A 14,861-nucleotide genomic window follows, 5' to 3' on the forward strand; every position below is an offset into this window, starting at 1 on the left:
TGTATTATCAAATCTTTAAAATTTTATAAATGTCTAACTTTTCTATGGCACTTCAAAACTGAGAAGTCCTTTTTATTTTATTCTTTAAAACTCTCCATTAAATCAGCTGCATTTCTTTTAGCAGCATCCGTTACATCAGAACCTGCCATCATCTGAGCAATTGCGGTAATGGCTTCTTCTTGCGTAAGAGGACCTACTTGAGTATAAGTAGCTCCATCTTTAACTTGTTTTACAACTGAATAACGTTGATCTCCAGCAGCAGCTACCTGTGGGGAGTGAGTAATTGTAATAACTTGTTTTTCTTGGCCGATTGCATGCATCTTTTTACCAATTGCTGCTGAAACCCTTCCGGAAACCCCAGTATCAATTTCATCAAAAATCATGGTTCCAACTGGTTCCACACGACTAAAGATTGCTTTTAATGCCAAAATTAAACGTGATTGTTCACCGCCAGATACTATTTTGACTAATGGCATCAAAGCTTCACCAGGATTAGGTGCAATCATAAAGATAACTTCATCAGTTCCAAGTTTTGTAAATGAATTAGTCTCATTAATTCTAATAGAAAAGCGTGCTTTTTCCATATACAGATCGGCTAATTCTTTTTTTATTTTTTCTTCAAGATCGCGAGCAATCTTTTCTCTCTGTTCATGCAAGTTTTGGGCTTTTTGACTAAGTCTTTTTTCAATGATTGCGAGTTCTTTTTGGATTTTTCCCTCGTCTAAATCTCCAGTTTCAAACTTATTTAGTTCACTTTTAACCTTTTGTGCGAATTTAAAAACATCGTCTAAAGTTGGACCGTATTTTTTCTTCAAAGTATTCAATGTATCTAATCGGCTAGAAACATATTGATACCGCTCTTCATCAAAGTCCATTTGATCCATTAAAGTAGATAGTTCACTACGAGCATCATTTAAAGAATAAATACCATCATTAAGACTAGTAGCAAAATTCTCAAACTTTTTACCATAATTACTCAAATCTTCAGCAGCATTTTGGGCATCCCCAAGTAACGTAGCTAGTCCATGCTCATCATCATCATATAATTGCATAAAATAATTAGCTGTATCTGCAATTTTTTGATAGTTATTGAGCTCATTAAATTCTTCTTCTAGATTTTCATCTTCATTTGGATCATTCAAATCAGCACTTTCTAGTTCATTATTTTGAAATTCCAAAATATCCTGTTTTTGAGCAATTTCTTGAGCATCTTCTCTTAACTTACGGAGTTGAGAAGTAAGATGACGCCATTTCTCAAAGTCAGCTTCATAACTATGCAATTCTTCCTTAAATTTAGGTTCCGCATAATTATCAATCAAATCTATTTGTCGATCTTGATCCATCAAAATTTGTTGATCATTTTGGCCATGAATATCAACTAAATTTCGTCCAATTTCACGTAAAACATTGATTGTAGTCAGCTGCCCATTAATTCTAACTACATTTCTTCCTTTATGCGTTAATTCTCGGCTAATTATTAGCTGGTCATCTTCAAAAGGCAGACCATATTTTTCACATAAACTTTCAATAAGAGCCTTTTGTTCGCTTAACACAAATAAACCCGTGATGACAGCCTTTTCTTCACCCGAGCGAATCATTTCACTTTGTGCACGACTTCCCAGGAGCAAAGAAACTGCATCAATAATAATTGATTTACCTGCACCAGTTTCTCCAATTAGAACAGTCATTTTTTCTTGAAAGCGAACTTTTAAAGTTTTAATGATTGCAAAATTTTTAATATCTAATTCAACTAACATTTTATCTCACCTAAAGGCCATTAACTGCACGTTGAACTACATCGGAAGGATTACCTTTCCATAAGTCTTGACCTGGATTTGCTATGTCTTTTCCTAAATGAATAAGAAATTCAATATTTCCTTTTCCACCTTTAATTGGTGAATAGTCTACTCTCAAAATATTAAACCCTATTTTTTGAGCAACTTCCATGGTATGTTTAATAACATTTGCATGAACTTCATGATCATGAACAATTCCATGTTTACCTACATTTTCAGGACCTGCCTCAAATTGTGGCTTAATTAAACACACTGCATCGCATTTATCTTTTAAAATTTCATACATTGGCGGCATAATTAAGTCTAATGAGATGAAGGAAACATCTGTCATTGCAAAATCAGGCAAGCCATCAGTGAAATCTTCTGGCTTACTATAACGAAAGTTCTGCTTTTCCATTACTACGACTTGAGGATTATCTCGTAATTTCCAAGCCAATTGATTATATCCTACATCTAATGCATAGACTAACTTAGCACCATTTTGTAAGGCAACATCGGTAAAACCACCAGTGGATGCTCCAATATCAAGGCAAATTTTTCCCTTCAAATCAATATTAAATACTTGCAGGGCTTTTTCTAATTTGAATCCTCCACGGGAAACATATTTTTTACCATCATCTTTTATATGAAAAACTTCATCTTCGGGAAATTTTTCTCCACTTTTATCAATTCTTTGATGATTATGGTCATTAACTAATCCAGCCATAATAGCTCTTTGGGCTTGATTACGAGAATTAAAAAAACCTTGTTCAAATAACAATACATCTGCACGCTTTTTAGACATTTACTATAATACCTTCTGATACAAATTAAAAAATTCACCTAATAAAGGTTGTTCAAAAACTTCTATAGCTTTTCTTCCTGATTCAATCATTTCTACAAGTTGTTTACGACTAGCCTCAATCCCAAGCAAAGTTAAAGTATTATTTTTACCTTCAGTTGCATCCTTATGAGTAGCTTTTCCTGCTTCAGTTGCTGTCTCCACTACATCCACCAAATCATCATAAATTTGATAAGATCTTCCAAAACGCTTGCTGAAGTTGTCTAATCTATTAAGCTCAGAATCAGTTGCACCAGCATAAATTGCAGCCATTTTAACACTTGCTTCAATTAGGCAGCCTGTTTTCAACCACTCCATCTGATCAATCATCTTCGCATTTTCTTTAGCTGAATCGTTATTAGTTGTATCAATATCCAGATATTGACCACCGACCATCCCATTTGGTCCTACAGCTTGAGAAATAACAATTGTTAACGCAGCTGAATTACTCCCCTCAGTGATCCATTGAATTCCCAACGGAAGCAACCCATCTCCAGCTAATATCGCTTCTGCTTCTCCCCATTTTTTATGAGATGTAAGTTTTCCGCGACGATAATCATCATTATCCATCGCAGGTAAATCATCATGAATTAGAGAATAAGTATGAATTAATTCAATTCCACATGCAATTCTTAATTCTGGCTCTTCAATTTTATGATTTAGTGTCTCAAGAGTTGCTAAGAAAAGCAAAGGACGTAGTCGCTTACCTCCCGCCATTACTGAATAAGACATAATTTTGCTAAAAGTTGGATTATCAATTTCAGTAACCAGATGTTCTTTTAAGAAATTGTCAATTTGAGGTGTATATTTTTCTTGAAAATCTTTTAACTTCATTTATTCTTCCTCAGGAGCAGACGCATTTTGGGGATCTAAGGCCTTTTCGTTCCCATCTTTATCTACTAACTTGGCCACAGTTTGTTCTGCATCATTTAGCTTTTTCTCTAATTCTCGGCTTAATTTAACTCCTGCTTGAAATTCACTTAAAGCATCTTCAAGAGGAACATTACCACTTTCAAGCTTATTAACTATTTCTTGTAATTCATTTAACTGTTCTTCAAAATTATTTTTCTTGATTGCCATTTTTTTCTCTCCGAATATTTTCTACATTTACTTGCACTTGACCATCTTTAAAATGTAACTTTAACTTCTCATCAATTTTTAGCTGGTCAACTGAAGTAACTGTATTTCCTTTTTGATCAGTTGTATAAACGTATCCTCGACTAATTGTTTTCAACGGACTAATATCATCTAATTGTTGCATAGCTCGATTTAATCTATTTCTTTGATCTTTAAGATAGTTATTCATCGTTGAAAATAAATTCGATACTACAAAATTTCGTTCACGCTCAAGTTGCTCTAATTTTCGGCTAGGATTTAGTGCCTTAAGACGCTCTTGAAGTAAACGTAATGTAGATCCATCGTGCTGTAGTCGATTGACCATTGCCTGATTAAGACGATGGGTGAGCATATCAACTTGTTGAATTTGTTGATCATAAATTCTAGTTGGCTCTTGTAAAACTGGTGCGTTCTTTAACCGATCTAAAATTTGACGCTTTGTATGAATATTGGCCTGAACGGCAGCATAAAGTCTTGCCCGCAATTGAACAATCTGCGTTAGTACATCAACTAAATTAGGTGTTGCATATTCTGCCGCAGCAGTTGGAGTAGCTGCTCTGGCATCGGCCACTAAATCAGCTAAAGTTGTATCAGTTTCATGTCCTACTGAACTGATCACTGGCATTTGCATCGCATAAATCTGCCGCACAACTTTTTCTTCATTAAATGGCCATAAATCTTCTAGTGATCCACCGCCACGCCCAATGATTACAACATCATATTTATCGCCTTGAGCTTGAATTTGCTGTAAAGCAGCCACAATTGTATCTGCTGCTTCATCTCCTTGAACTTTAGCGGGATACAAATCAATCTCAGCATGAGGAAAACGGCGATTAGCAGTAACCATAATATCATGAATTACCGCTCCTGAAGCACTAGTTACAACTGCAATACGATCTGGAAATAGGGGGATCTTCTTTTTATGTTCTTCGTTAAATAATCCTTCCTTTGCAAGCTTCTCTTGCAATTGTCTTAGCTGTTCATAAAGAGCTCCTAAACCTGCTGGCTCCATGGTCTGAGCATAAAATTGGTAAGATCCCTGCGGTCCATAAACATCTACATATCCACTAACATAAACCTTCATTCCCTCTTCAGGCTTAAATTTTAATTTTTCAAAAAATGAGCGAAACATCACTACATTAATTTTTGATTTTTCATCTTTTAATGAAAAATACTGGTGAGAATTCATTCTAAATCTAAAGTTAGACAACTCTCCCTGTAAAAACACTTTATGTAAATAGGGATCATTTTTAAACTTTTGTGAAATATAAAAATTTAAATCACTAACAGAAAGATAAACTTTATTATCTACCATGTTGTTTCCTCGTCAAAATTACTGCTTGTTTCATTAAACTAGCAACTGTTAATGGGCCAACTCCCCCTGGAACTGGTGTAATTGCATTGGCTTTCGGAGCAACCGTATTGAAGTCGACATCCCCCATTAATTTACTATTCTCACGGTTCATACCAACATCGATTATAACTGCTCCTTCTTTTACCATATCCTCAGTTACTAAATGTGCTTTACCCACATCGGAAATAATCACATCAGCATTTTTAGTTAGCTCTGATAAATTTTTTGTTTTTGAATGGGCAATCGTAACAGTTGCATCCCGTTCAACTAAAACTGCAGCTAATGGTTTGCCTACAATGACACTACGGCCGATAATTACTGTATTTTTACCGGCCATCTCAATTCCATAATAGTCAATTAAGGTTAAAATACTGCGAACTGTTGCTGGAATTACATCACGCTGTCCTTCCCAAAGACGCCCTAAATTAAGAGGTGAAAATCCATCGGCATCTTTTTCTGGAGCAATTGTTTCAAAAATAGCTCTTGGATCAATTTGAGGAGGAACGGGCAATTGCACCATTATCCCATTAATACTTGGATCTTGATTAAGTTCTTCAATTTTTTCTAGAAGTTCAGCTTGAGAAGTATTAGCTGGAAAATGCAATCCTATTTCCTTAATTCCTACTTTTTTAGCTAAATTTCTTTTAACTCGCAAATAAATTTTGCTTGCCGGATCATCTCCAACTTCTATTACGCATAAAGTTGGATTTATTCCGTCGCTTTTTAATTTTTTTATTTCTTCTATCAAGTTCTCTTTAATTTCATTTGCAGGAGTTTTTCCTTCTAGTAATTTTTTCACTTAATCACCTCATAAAAAAAAGTCGGCTCAACGAGCCGACTCATTAGTTAGTCTTTCTTAATGAAATTGGCCAAGAGACCATTAATAAACTTTTTAGATTCCTTAGAGCTAAATTCATCACATAAATTTAACGCTTCATTTAAAGCAGCTACCGGATCAATTACTTTGCTATTTTGCATTTCATAAAGAGCTACTTCAAGGATTGCCAAGTCAATTTCGTTAATTCTATTAAGACGCCAACCCTTTTTTAAATATTTACTTAATTGCTCATCAAGTGCTTCTTTATTTGCTAAAACACCATTAACTAATTCTGTAGAATAGTCTGGGAAATCTTTCAATTCCAAGGCCTTTAAAGCTTTTTGACAAACTTCCTCTGCATCAGTTAATTTACCTTGGTTAGCCAAATAAATTGCTTGCATAGCAATTCTTCTCATCTCATGCTGTGTCATTTAGTCTTTAGCCTCGTCCTCTTTATCATCTGGGAAAAGTGCTTCCGTGTCAGCCTTTACTTCAGTTTCGTCTGCTTCTGAAACCAAGCCAACTACATGAACATTAATTTGAGTTAAATCTAAATCTGTCATTTGCTTCAATTGCAAAGTTAGATTTTTTTGCAGTTGGACGCATACTTTTGGCACATTTACACCGTAGTCAAGATAAGTATAAACATCAGCAGTTAACTTATCGTCTTCAACACTTAGGGAAACACCTTTACCTTGGTTAGAACGACCAAAAAGAGTATCGATGCCAGTTTTTAGTGTCCCACGCATTTCGCTGACGCCATCGACTTTTCTGGCAGCAATTCCTAGAATAACCTCTAAAACACCAAGGTCAACTCGGGTTTCATCGCCTTTGTCATTGCTTGATAAAAGAATCGTTGAATTATCAGCCATATTTTTTACCTCAAAAACTATTTATTTGCACGAGAAACGTAAGTACCATCAGCAGTATTAATAGTTAATACATCACCTTGATTAATAAAGAATGGTACGTTAACTACTAAGCCAGTTTCCATAGTTGCTGGCTTACCACCACCGGAAGATGTATCACCCTTAATATTAGGTTCAGTTTCTGCAACTTCAAGATCAACTGTATTTGGTAAATCAACACCCAAAGTTTCACCTTCATGAGTAATAACGTTAACTACCATGTTTTCTTTCAAGAACTTAGATTCTCTTTCAACTTGAGCTTCTGGAATTTCAAGTTGTTCATAAGTATTAGTATCCATAAATACAAAACTTGTACCATCATTGTATAAGTATTGCATTGACTTAGTTTGAATATCAGCAGTATTTACTTTAGCAGTTGAACGGAAAGTATATTCTTGAACTGCACCAGTTCTTAAACTCTTAAGTTTTGAACGAACAAAGGCACTACCTTTACCTGGCTTAACGTGTTGGAATTCAACAATACGCCATAAATCATTGTTATATTCAATAGTTAATCCATTTTTAAATTCATTAACTGAGATCATTGTCATAGTAAAATTACCTCATTTCTACACTTATTTATATTACCAATCTTATCTATTGTTTCGCAACATTAACCGCATAATTACACAAAATTATAAGATCAAAAGTTCATCTTTTGGTAACTGTGACATCACATATGGATGATTATCTTTAATTAAAACATCATCTTCAATTCTAACACCGCCACGGTCTGGCAAATAAATTCCTGGCTCAACCGTGATTGCCATATTATTTTTCATAACTTCTTTACTATATGGCATTGCTGGCGTACAGAGTTCATGCACTTCTAAGCCAATTCCATGACCAATACCGTGACCAAAGTACTCTCCATATCCTTGCTCTTTAATGTAGTTTCTACCAGCTTGATCAATATCTTTACCAGTATTTCCAGCAATTGCAGCTGCAATTCCCCGTTTTTGTGCTTCTAGTACAATATAATATATTTTTTCTAGTTCAGGCTCTACTTGGCCTAAAGCAACTGTTCTAGTAATATCTGCGGTATAACCATGATAAAAACTTCCAAAGTCAATTACAATTAATTCACCTTTTTGAATCTTTTTATCACTCGCAACACCATGGGCCCAACTACCGCGGTATCCGGAAGCAATTATTGTCTCAAACGAAGGGCCATCTCCACCATTCATTTTGAACAAATAATCTAATTTTGCTCCAATCGCACGTTCACTAACACCCGGCTCAATTAAAGGCAAAATTTCTTTAAAACTTTGAGCTGAAATATCAATTGCCTTTTGCAAAGTTTCTAATTCTAGCTCATCTTTTATGTTACGAACTGTTTCTACTAATTCAGCATTTAAAATAAAATCAAGATCAGGACAAGCCTGCTTAAGAGCCTCAAATTGAGTTGCAGAAATAAATTCTCCTTCAACTAGAACAGTTTTAACATCTAGCTGCTTTAGTTGTCCGGCAATTTCTTTTATCACGTCCATAGTTTGCATAACTACCTTCATTTCGCCAGGTGCCTGATGGCGAATTTGATCTTTGAAACGTGAATCAGATAATAAGACGCGATCTCCATTTGCAGTTAAAATAAGTTCAGCTTCTTCACCAGAAAAATTGGTTAAAAAGCGATAATTAGCTTGATTAAAAATGACTAACGCATCTGCCTGCTTTTCTTTAATCAATTTAGTAGTTTTACTAATTCGATTATTAAATAAAGTTAGCAACTCTTGATCTGAAGACATAGGCTTGGATCCTCCTGAGTAGATAAAAAAAGACTGAACGTTCCTTAGGGACGTCCAGCCTGCAAAAGAAAATTATTTTGCTTCTTCAACTGGGTAAACAGAAACTTGTTTACGATCTCTGCCCAAACGTTCGAATTTAACAACGCCACTAGTTAAAGCAAACAAAGTATCGTCGCCACCAATACCAACGTTCTTACCTGGGTGGATCTTAGTACCACGTTGACGGAAAATGATTGAACCTGCATTGATCTTTTGACCATCAGCACGCTTTGCGCCTAAACGACGACCAGCTGAGTTACGGCCGTTAGCAGTTGAACCACCACCCTTGTGGTGGGCAAATAATTTAAGTGCTTCAAGATTATTAATCATCATAATTTGTTTCACCCCTTAATTAAGCTTCAATGCTTTCGATAGTTACCTTAGTGTAAGGTTGACGGTGACCATACTTAGTATGTGAGTGCTTCTTAGGCTTGTACTTGAAAGTAACAACTTTCTTTTCTTTACCTTGCTTTTCAACTTTAGCAACAACTTTAGCACCTTCAACTACTGGAGTACCAATCTTAGTTGACTTACCATCGTTTACAAGAATAACTTCATCAAAAGTTACTTCGTCGCCAGGCTTAACTTCAAGCTTTTCAACAAAAACGCTATCGCCTTTAGCAACCTTGTATTGCTTACCACCGGTTTTAATAACTGCGTACATTTGTACACCTCCGAAAAAATACTTAGACTCGCCGTGTGAGGTGGAATTAACGTTAATTCTCTTCTAACCCCATAAACGTGCGGTTGCAGATGTGAGGTTTCCACAAATACAACTCTTACAGTATACTCTCATCCCTCTTTTAAAGCAATTCAATATCAAAATTTCTAAAAAAATAATAGAATAAATCTAGTAGATGTTTTTAAAAAGAGGAGAAAAATTATGCTTAAATTTTATGGTTATAAACGTTGTTCAACTTCAAAAAAAGCTCAGAAATGGCTAGATGATCACCAGATTGCTTATCAGTATCAAGATTTAGTAGAAAAGCCACCTAAGCAAGAAGACTTGCTTAAGTGGCTAAATAAGTTTCAAGATAGAGGTTTAAGATACTTCTTTAATACATCGGGACAAGTCTATCGTCAGATGCATTTAAAAGATCAGATTGATTCCATGTCAATTGAGGAAGCTGCTATATTACTCTCACAAAACGGCAAATTAATTAAGAGACCGTTAGTAACTGACGGTAAGAAATTAACTTGTGGCTTCAAAGAAAACACGTACGAAAAAGTCTGGTTATAGTCCCCATTGACCTCCATGAACCCGAGCTACTATATCAGTAATAATAAATGCGTCAGGGTCAATTTCATGAATTTTACTAATCAAAGGACCGTACTCACGTGTATCAACTACTAAAAGTAATTGTTTTTTATCATCATCGCTATAGCCACCAACAACATCATAAATTGTCAAACCATTATAATTATCTAGTAACATAGTTTTCAATTCATTGAAATGTTTATTACTCATAATACGAACTTGATATTTTCGATCAAAGCCTGCTTCTGCATAGTTCATCGTCATAGATGTAACTACCTGAGACAAAGCCGCTAGTAAAAAGGCATTCCATCCATCAACAAATATATTTAGGAAAATAATTATCATATCAATTCCAAGTAAGCCAACCGCTGGATTGATATAAAAAATTTTTTTCAAAATCATTGGTGGAATTGTTGTCCCGCCACTTGAAGCATTTACACGATAGAGAAGAGAGACTCCTAGTCCCATTAATACTCCACCGTAAATTACAGCAAGTAATTGGTTATTAGTAATTTTAAAACTTGGGGTAATTTCCATTAGGATTGGCAATAATAAACTACCTAAGGCAACGTTCTTCGTTGTCTTTTTTCCTAAAAAGATGGCTGCCAAAACCAACATTAAAATATTAACAACTAAAACCGTTATTGAACGGTTAATTCCCCATACTGCGTCAACTAAAATCGAAATACCAGTTGATCCTCCCGCAGCAATATTAATTGGACCATAGAAGAAATTAATAGAAATGGCGATAATTTCTAAGCCAGCTAAAAAGACTAGCCAACGCATCCAAGATTTCTTTTTGATGTTTTTTGTCATTTCGTCATCCTTCCTAAAAATAAGTTATTAATATTTTATCTGATTCTCATCCATCTTGTCAGCTAATGCGGTTATTCCTAATTGTTTTTTAACATTTTGTATTCTAATTGTTGGTTACCTTCATAAGCCGGCATTCCATTTTCTGCTCGATATAATGCTCGTTCGAACGCTTGGTATCCCTTGCTTGAACTGACAGCAAATTTCACATGATATTTGCTTGCAAATTCTCTGATGTTCCAAGTACTATCATGGGCTGCAAATGCAGTAACCAAAATCACAATATCCAAATCTTTAATTTGATTCTCAATTACTTTTTTCTTTCCCTCAAATGCATCAATCGGGAACGGAATACCGTTATAGCGATTAACAATTCCTTCTAAAATCGCCTCATTTTGATTATCACCAACTGCAATGCCTACTCTTTGGTAATGCAAATCCATATCTAGTTTTGATAATTCTTGGGTATTTGCTGTTGATTTTGTCTTTTCCTTTTTAGTTTTAGAAACTCTCTTTGGCTGCTCTGTTTCATAAATCCAACGTACTTGAATTGCACTTGCTGGATCTTTTTTTAGTCTAACATCACCTGTATACCAAGCCAGATCCACAATTGCTCCATCTTCTAAATGGACATTTCCATTTTGATAATAACTAGAATCAAGTGCGACAATCACTGGTTTATGATTAATAGTTAATTTTTCCCCGTGAATATTCCGCGAAACACTTAAATTACCTGGGCTTCCTTGTACTACTCCGTATTTAAAGTCTTCTATCTTGTCATAGTCACGACTCCGTAATTTTCGATATCCGACTACTCGTAATACTTCTGCTTCATCTAAGCTATTTGCTAAAGGTAATGCTTCGACAATATCACCACTCTTTAGATTCAAATCATGAATTTGACCTTCATTTACTTCAAAGACGACTTCACCATTATCATTAATTAAATCCGCTCCTTTTAACGCGCGAATGACAGTATAGCGTCTACCTTTTCGATAGTCTCGTGTCTTTTCTTTTTTAGGCTTTAATGCATCTTCAAAGATTTTTCGATTAACTGTAGTACTAGTTTCTTCTGAATTTTGAATTGCTTGGTCTAACAATCCCAATTGCTTTCCAAAGTTTGCAGCAATCTCATGATCAAAAGTTAGCTTATGAAGCGCTCCTAAGGCAGTGCTTTTTGCATTTTTATCACCTGGGCGCTCAATTAACTTGGTTATTCCTTGAAGAAAAGTATTTATTTGCGCGAAAACTTTGGCATCCGTTTTATGGCTTGATTGAACAGTCTCTGTTTCGCCTGTCATGCCTAAGACTAATTTAATAGCATTCAAGCTATTTTGAAGGCTTTTGTCATCACCTTCGGTATTATTTAAAATTCTTTTCAAGTTATTTCGATAATCAAACATTTTAACCACTCTTTTACTTACTTTTTATCTATTATAGCGATTTAATCAAACTCAATCCAAAATTTCTCTATCAATCTTTCAAGAAAGTGATATATTAAAGGTAAAAATAAAAAGTGAGGGAATTTTATGACTAAGTATACTGTTAAATTATCTGAAGAAGATTACCAAATGTTAAAGGATTGCCATTCAAAAAATCCTTCAATTATGAAAGCTTTGGACGAAGCTAAAAAAGAAGATTAATCTTTAGCAATTTTTTGCAAAACAAAACTCGTGATTAGCTAAATTTACTAATCACGAGTTTTTTATTTATGTTTAACATCTTTTTGGCTAAAGAACATGAGCGCAATTGCAGTACTTAAGATAAAGTCAATTAGTACTGTAACAAGCATAAATTTTCCAGAATTAAGTAATAACAAATCTATTCCTGTCCAAGTCAAACCAATAAAAATGCTTTTATACAGAAAATTCTTCTTAAATTTGAATCTTAGCCAGCCAGTAGTAAGACAAACTCCTGCCAAAATAAAGCCTAAAAACAAACTAATAATTAAAAAGACAACTAAGAGAATAATCTTTCGATTTGTAGGAATCGCTAATAAGTTTAAAAGATCATTTTCTTTTCTAAATGTAAACAAAAATATGGAAATGAAACAAACTACACTTAAAATTAATCCCCACTTAATTAAACGTTTGCCTGAAAAATTATTCATTTAGGCTCTCCATTCGCCACCTTGACCATAGGTATGCTTATCAAGTTCATTAATAATTACGTGAATATGTTCTTTTGGTGCACCAGTGTTCTTATGCACAGCTTCAGTAATATCCTTCATCATTTGGGTTAATTGTTCATCACTTCTACCCTTAATTAATTCTACATGTACAAATGGCATTTTAAATTCCTCCTTTTTAACCAAGATTATAGCAAATCTATTTAAATTAAGCAGTCCTTCGTACAATTCTTTTGGCAACGTCGCGAACTGCGAAATATAAAATCGGCGTACAAATTGCAGTTGAAATCGAATTAATGACTGTTGCTGGCAAACTTACAAAAGAGCTGACTAGAGCTACATTCAAACTAGTTCCTACCATTAATGCCTCTACGATCGAAACGCAGTAAGTGGTAAAAATCTTAGTTACTCCAGCAATGATTCCCAGAATAATAATATTTCTCTTACTATCCTGATAGTGCATCCCTTTATAGACTGCCGTCAAAACACTTGCAACTACCACTACTTCAAGCATTGTTAACCAAGATGTTGCGGCATAACCATTAAGTAAATCAAAACCGCCCAAGCCAATAATTCCTGCTAACATCCCGTTTCGATAGCCCAGATACAAAATTGCGACAGCAGTTAAAGTATTACCAAAATGGATAAAGGGACGGCCAACTAAAGCAGGCACCGGGATTCGTAAGACCCAGACTCCTAGATAAATTATCGCCGCAAATAAACCGGTCATAATTATTGAAACTAATGAGTTTTCTTTTGTTCGCATTTCCTAACCTTTTTCTCCTCTACTTTCTTCATTAACCAAGATAAGGCACCTGCATAATTAGGTCCTAGTCGTTTATCTTGAGTTAAATCAGTTGCTTTAATTGCCATTTTAACAAAAGTCGCTGCTATCTGCGAACTATCTTTTAGAGAATAACCAGCTAAAATTGCTGCTAATAAACTACTTGCAAACATATCGCCTGTACCAAAAAATGAGCGTTCAACCCTATCATTTTCTATTACAAAAGTTTTATCACTGGATGAAACTCCAACAATTTTAATTTTGTCCTGCATTGAAATTCCAGTAATCAATGCTTCATTTAGATTAAACTTTTTCTTTAATTCTAAACTTAGCTCTTTAATCTCATTAATCGAAAAATTTCGATACTTCTTATCCAATAACAAGCATACTTCAGTTAAATTAGGCGTCAAAATCGTCGCAAAATTAGCAAGCATACGCATTTTTGTCACATAATCTGCATCTAATCCGCGATATAGTTTGCCCGAATCTGCCATCGCCGGATCAAATAATACTTTACTATCCTTAAAATCAGAAATATGCTGCAACCAAAAATCAATGGCACCTTTGCCCAAATAACCTAAATATAAATTTTCAAAATAAATATTTTGCTCCTGCCAATGAGTAACAATTTTACTCATTTCACTATCTAGATTTAAAAAAGTGTTGTCACCAAAGCCACCAGTATGAGTAGATAAAATTGCTGTTGGCAATATATCTGGCTGATAGCCACACGCTCCCAAAATTGGCAAAGCAACACTTAGTGAAACTTGACCAAGGCAGGAAAGATCTTGACTAATTAAAAGTTTTTCGTTCATTTCACTGTTCTTTCTAACTTAAGCCGTTTCTTTTTAAGGGCATAACGTTTTGAATTCAATCTAATTTGAATTAACTTATTATGCCAATAGATTAACGCTACTTTGATTGCTAAACGATTATACCAACAATAGTCGTGTCTTAAGTAATTATATGAATCCTTTAAATCAAGTAAATGTTCTGCGGTGACAAATTGATTTCGGCTCCAATGCCAATCAGTAGCACCTTTTTTTCGAATTCTAATTTTTTCAATTCGACCAACTGTTAATCTTGCCCGTCCCTTAATATACTTGCTCCTAGCAACAGTAATGTAGTTGCCGATCATGGTTTGTTTCCAAAACTGGTTATGTTTCTTTTCAATAAAAAGCGCCCGTCTTAGCACCTTACTTAAGCAATACCATTCTTTATTGCCATTTGACAGCTCAATTAAACACCAAATGTATTCTTGTCTTTTTCGCAAATTTTCCCCA

General features: G+C 34.7%; 20 protein-coding genes and 1 other annotated feature. Of the genes, 1 reads left to right on the top strand and 19 read right to left on the bottom strand.

What is annotated here, in order from left to right; genetic code table 11:
• Nucleotides 1-77: 77 nt before the first annotated feature.
• From recN to rplU, 12 genes are all read right to left on the bottom strand, one after another.
• Nucleotides 78-1,757 (bottom strand): DNA repair protein RecN, encoded by a 1,680-nt coding sequence (gene recN, locus CP370_RS06425; protein WP_087713110.1) that lies wholly within the window; start codon nt 1,755-1,757, stop codon nt 78-80.
• A gap of 10 nt (nt 1,758-1,767) precedes the next feature.
• On the bottom strand, nt 1,768-2,580 hold the full coding sequence (locus CP370_RS06430; RefSeq protein ID WP_087713111.1) for a TlyA family RNA methyltransferase: 813 nt from the start codon (nt 2,578-2,580) through the stop codon (nt 1,768-1,770).
• Between the two features lie 3 nt (nt 2,581-2,583).
• Nucleotides 2,584-3,450 carry a polyprenyl synthetase family protein gene (locus CP370_RS06435; protein WP_087284721.1) on the bottom strand — a complete coding sequence of 289 codons (867 nt, stop codon included), beginning with the start codon at nt 3,448-3,450 and terminating at the stop codon, nt 2,584-2,586.
• Nucleotides 3,451-3,696 (bottom strand): exodeoxyribonuclease VII small subunit, encoded by a 246-nt coding sequence (locus CP370_RS06440; RefSeq protein ID WP_004897067.1) that lies wholly within the window; start codon nt 3,694-3,696, stop codon nt 3,451-3,453.
• Complete coding sequence (xseA, locus tag CP370_RS06445) at nt 3,677-5,047, bottom strand: exodeoxyribonuclease VII large subunit (protein ID WP_087284723.1); 1,371 nt, start codon at nt 5,045-5,047, stop codon at nt 3,677-3,679. Before xseA ends, CP370_RS06440 begins: the two co-directional genes overlap by 20 nt.
• On the bottom strand, nt 5,037-5,885 hold the full coding sequence (locus CP370_RS06450) for a bifunctional methylenetetrahydrofolate dehydrogenase/methenyltetrahydrofolate cyclohydrolase (RefSeq protein WP_012845917.1): 849 nt from the start codon (nt 5,883-5,885) through the stop codon (nt 5,037-5,039). The genes xseA and CP370_RS06450 overlap by 11 nt, the downstream gene beginning before the upstream one ends.
• 47 nt (nt 5,886-5,932) lie before the next feature.
• Nucleotides 5,933-6,334, bottom strand: a complete 402-nt coding sequence (gene nusB, locus CP370_RS06455; protein WP_004895366.1) for a transcription antitermination factor NusB — start codon at nt 6,332-6,334, stop codon at nt 5,933-5,935.
• Nucleotides 6,335-6,775 (bottom strand): Asp23/Gls24 family envelope stress response protein, encoded by a 441-nt coding sequence (locus CP370_RS06460; RefSeq protein ID WP_004895367.1) that lies wholly within the window; start codon nt 6,773-6,775, stop codon nt 6,335-6,337.
• 17 nt (nt 6,776-6,792) lie between these two features.
• Nucleotides 6,793-7,362 (bottom strand): elongation factor P, encoded by a 570-nt coding sequence (gene efp / locus CP370_RS06465; protein ID WP_087284725.1) that lies wholly within the window; start codon nt 7,360-7,362, stop codon nt 6,793-6,795.
• Nucleotides 7,363-7,446: 84 nt separating this feature from the next.
• Nucleotides 7,447-8,556, bottom strand: a complete 1,110-nt coding sequence (locus CP370_RS06470; protein WP_087713112.1) for an aminopeptidase P family protein — start codon at nt 8,554-8,556, stop codon at nt 7,447-7,449.
• Between the two features lie 72 nt (nt 8,557-8,628).
• Nucleotides 8,629-8,928 carry a 50S ribosomal protein L27 gene (rpmA, locus tag CP370_RS06475; RefSeq protein WP_003647542.1) on the bottom strand — a complete coding sequence of 100 codons (300 nt, stop codon included), beginning with the start codon at nt 8,926-8,928 and terminating at the stop codon, nt 8,629-8,631.
• A 19-nt stretch (nt 8,929-8,947) separates the two neighbouring features.
• Complete coding sequence (gene rplU / locus CP370_RS06480) at nt 8,948-9,259, bottom strand: 50S ribosomal protein L21 (protein ID WP_003647543.1); 312 nt, start codon at nt 9,257-9,259, stop codon at nt 8,948-8,950.
• A gap of 14 nt (nt 9,260-9,273) precedes the next feature.
• Nucleotides 9,274-9,354 (bottom strand) — a sequence feature (ribosomal protein L21 leader region).
• A gap of 124 nt (nt 9,355-9,478) precedes the next feature.
• Here rplU and CP370_RS06485 point away from each other — a divergent pair.
• A complete protein-coding gene (locus tag CP370_RS06485; RefSeq protein ID WP_012845915.1) occupies nt 9,479-9,835 on the top strand; it encodes an arsenate reductase family protein in 357 nt (118 codons plus the stop codon).
• Here the strand turns inward: CP370_RS06485 and CP370_RS06490 are convergent.
• From CP370_RS06490 to CP370_RS06525, 7 genes are all read right to left on the bottom strand, one after another.
• Nucleotides 9,830-10,669 carry a YitT family protein gene (locus tag CP370_RS06490; protein ID WP_087713113.1) on the bottom strand — a complete coding sequence of 280 codons (840 nt, stop codon included), beginning with the start codon at nt 10,667-10,669 and terminating at the stop codon, nt 9,830-9,832. The genes CP370_RS06485 and CP370_RS06490 overlap by 6 nt on opposite strands.
• Nucleotides 10,670-10,746: 77 nt before the next feature.
• Nucleotides 10,747-12,069, bottom strand: coding sequence for a DUF2325 domain-containing protein (locus tag CP370_RS06495; protein ID WP_087713114.1), 1,323 nt, complete (start codon nt 12,067-12,069; stop codon nt 10,747-10,749).
• Nucleotides 12,070-12,371: 302 nt separating this feature from the next.
• Complete coding sequence (locus CP370_RS06505) at nt 12,372-12,776, bottom strand: hypothetical protein (protein ID WP_087713115.1); 405 nt, start codon at nt 12,774-12,776, stop codon at nt 12,372-12,374.
• Nucleotides 12,777-12,956, bottom strand: a complete 180-nt coding sequence (locus CP370_RS06510) for a 2-hydroxymuconate tautomerase (protein ID WP_003647546.1) — start codon at nt 12,954-12,956, stop codon at nt 12,777-12,779. It abuts the gene before it with no gap.
• Nucleotides 12,957-13,002: 46 nt separating this feature from the next.
• Nucleotides 13,003-13,560 (bottom strand): ECF transporter S component, encoded by a 558-nt coding sequence (locus CP370_RS06515; protein WP_087713116.1) that lies wholly within the window; start codon nt 13,558-13,560, stop codon nt 13,003-13,005.
• On the bottom strand, nt 13,536-14,393 hold the full coding sequence (locus CP370_RS06520; RefSeq protein ID WP_087713117.1) for a PfkB family carbohydrate kinase: 858 nt from the start codon (nt 14,391-14,393) through the stop codon (nt 13,536-13,538). Before CP370_RS06520 ends, CP370_RS06515 begins: the two co-directional genes overlap by 25 nt.
• Nucleotides 14,390-14,851 (bottom strand): hypothetical protein, encoded by a 462-nt coding sequence (locus CP370_RS06525; protein ID WP_087713118.1) that lies wholly within the window; start codon nt 14,849-14,851, stop codon nt 14,390-14,392. Before CP370_RS06525 ends, CP370_RS06520 begins: the two co-directional genes overlap by 4 nt.
• Nucleotides 14,852-14,861: the final 10 nt, after the last annotated feature.

Origin of the sequence: Lactobacillus sp. UMNPBX19, assembly GCF_002553805.1 — a bacterium.
Taxonomy (GTDB): Bacteria; Bacillota; Bacilli; order Lactobacillales; family Lactobacillaceae; genus Lactobacillus.

What these genes read in the sequence shown, in the direction of transcription:
- recN (WP_087713110.1), bottom strand. Translation starts at nt 1,757, where the DNA reads ATGTTAGTTGAATTAGATATTAAAAATTTTGCAATCATTAAAACTTTA.
- CP370_RS06430 (WP_087713111.1), bottom strand. Translation starts at nt 2,580, where the DNA reads ATGTCTAAAAAGCGTGCAGATGTATTGTTATTTGAACAAGGTTTTTTT.
- CP370_RS06435 (WP_087284721.1), bottom strand. Translation starts at nt 3,450, where the DNA reads ATGAAGTTAAAAGATTTTCAAGAAAAATATACACCTCAAATTGACAAT.
- CP370_RS06440 (WP_004897067.1), bottom strand. Translation starts at nt 3,696, where the DNA reads ATGGCAATCAAGAAAAATAATTTTGAAGAACAGTTAAATGAATTACAA.
- xseA (WP_087284723.1), bottom strand. Translation starts at nt 5,047, where the DNA reads ATGGTAGATAATAAAGTTTATCTTTCTGTTAGTGATTTAAATTTTTAT.
- nusB (WP_004895366.1), bottom strand. Translation starts at nt 6,334, where the DNA reads ATGACACAGCATGAGATGAGAAGAATTGCTATGCAAGCAATTTATTTG.
- CP370_RS06460 (WP_004895367.1), bottom strand. Translation starts at nt 6,775, where the DNA reads ATGGCTGATAATTCAACGATTCTTTTATCAAGCAATGACAAAGGCGAT.
- efp (WP_087284725.1), bottom strand. Translation starts at nt 7,362, where the DNA reads ATGACAATGATCTCAGTTAATGAATTTAAAAATGGATTAACTATTGAA.
- CP370_RS06470 (WP_087713112.1), bottom strand. Translation starts at nt 8,556, where the DNA reads ATGTCTTCAGATCAAGAGTTGCTAACTTTATTTAATAATCGAATTAGT.
- rpmA (WP_003647542.1), bottom strand. Translation starts at nt 8,928, where the DNA reads ATGATGATTAATAATCTTGAAGCACTTAAATTATTTGCCCACCACAAG.
- rplU (WP_003647543.1), bottom strand. Translation starts at nt 9,259, where the DNA reads ATGTACGCAGTTATTAAAACCGGTGGTAAGCAATACAAGGTTGCTAAA.
- CP370_RS06485 (WP_012845915.1), top strand. Translation starts at nt 9,479, where the DNA reads ATGCTTAAATTTTATGGTTATAAACGTTGTTCAACTTCAAAAAAAGCT.
- CP370_RS06490 (WP_087713113.1), bottom strand. Translation starts at nt 10,669, where the DNA reads ATGACAAAAAACATCAAAAAGAAATCTTGGATGCGTTGGCTAGTCTTT.
- CP370_RS06495 (WP_087713114.1), bottom strand. Translation starts at nt 12,069, where the DNA reads ATGTTTGATTATCGAAATAACTTGAAAAGAATTTTAAATAATACCGAA.
- CP370_RS06505 (WP_087713115.1), bottom strand. Translation starts at nt 12,776, where the DNA reads ATGAATAATTTTTCAGGCAAACGTTTAATTAAGTGGGGATTAATTTTA.
- CP370_RS06510 (WP_003647546.1), bottom strand. Translation starts at nt 12,956, where the DNA reads ATGCCATTTGTACATGTAGAATTAATTAAGGGTAGAAGTGATGAACAA.
- CP370_RS06515 (WP_087713116.1), bottom strand. Translation starts at nt 13,560, where the DNA reads ATGCGAACAAAAGAAAACTCATTAGTTTCAATAATTATGACCGGTTTA.
- CP370_RS06520 (WP_087713117.1), bottom strand. Translation starts at nt 14,393, where the DNA reads ATGAACGAAAAACTTTTAATTAGTCAAGATCTTTCCTGCCTTGGTCAA.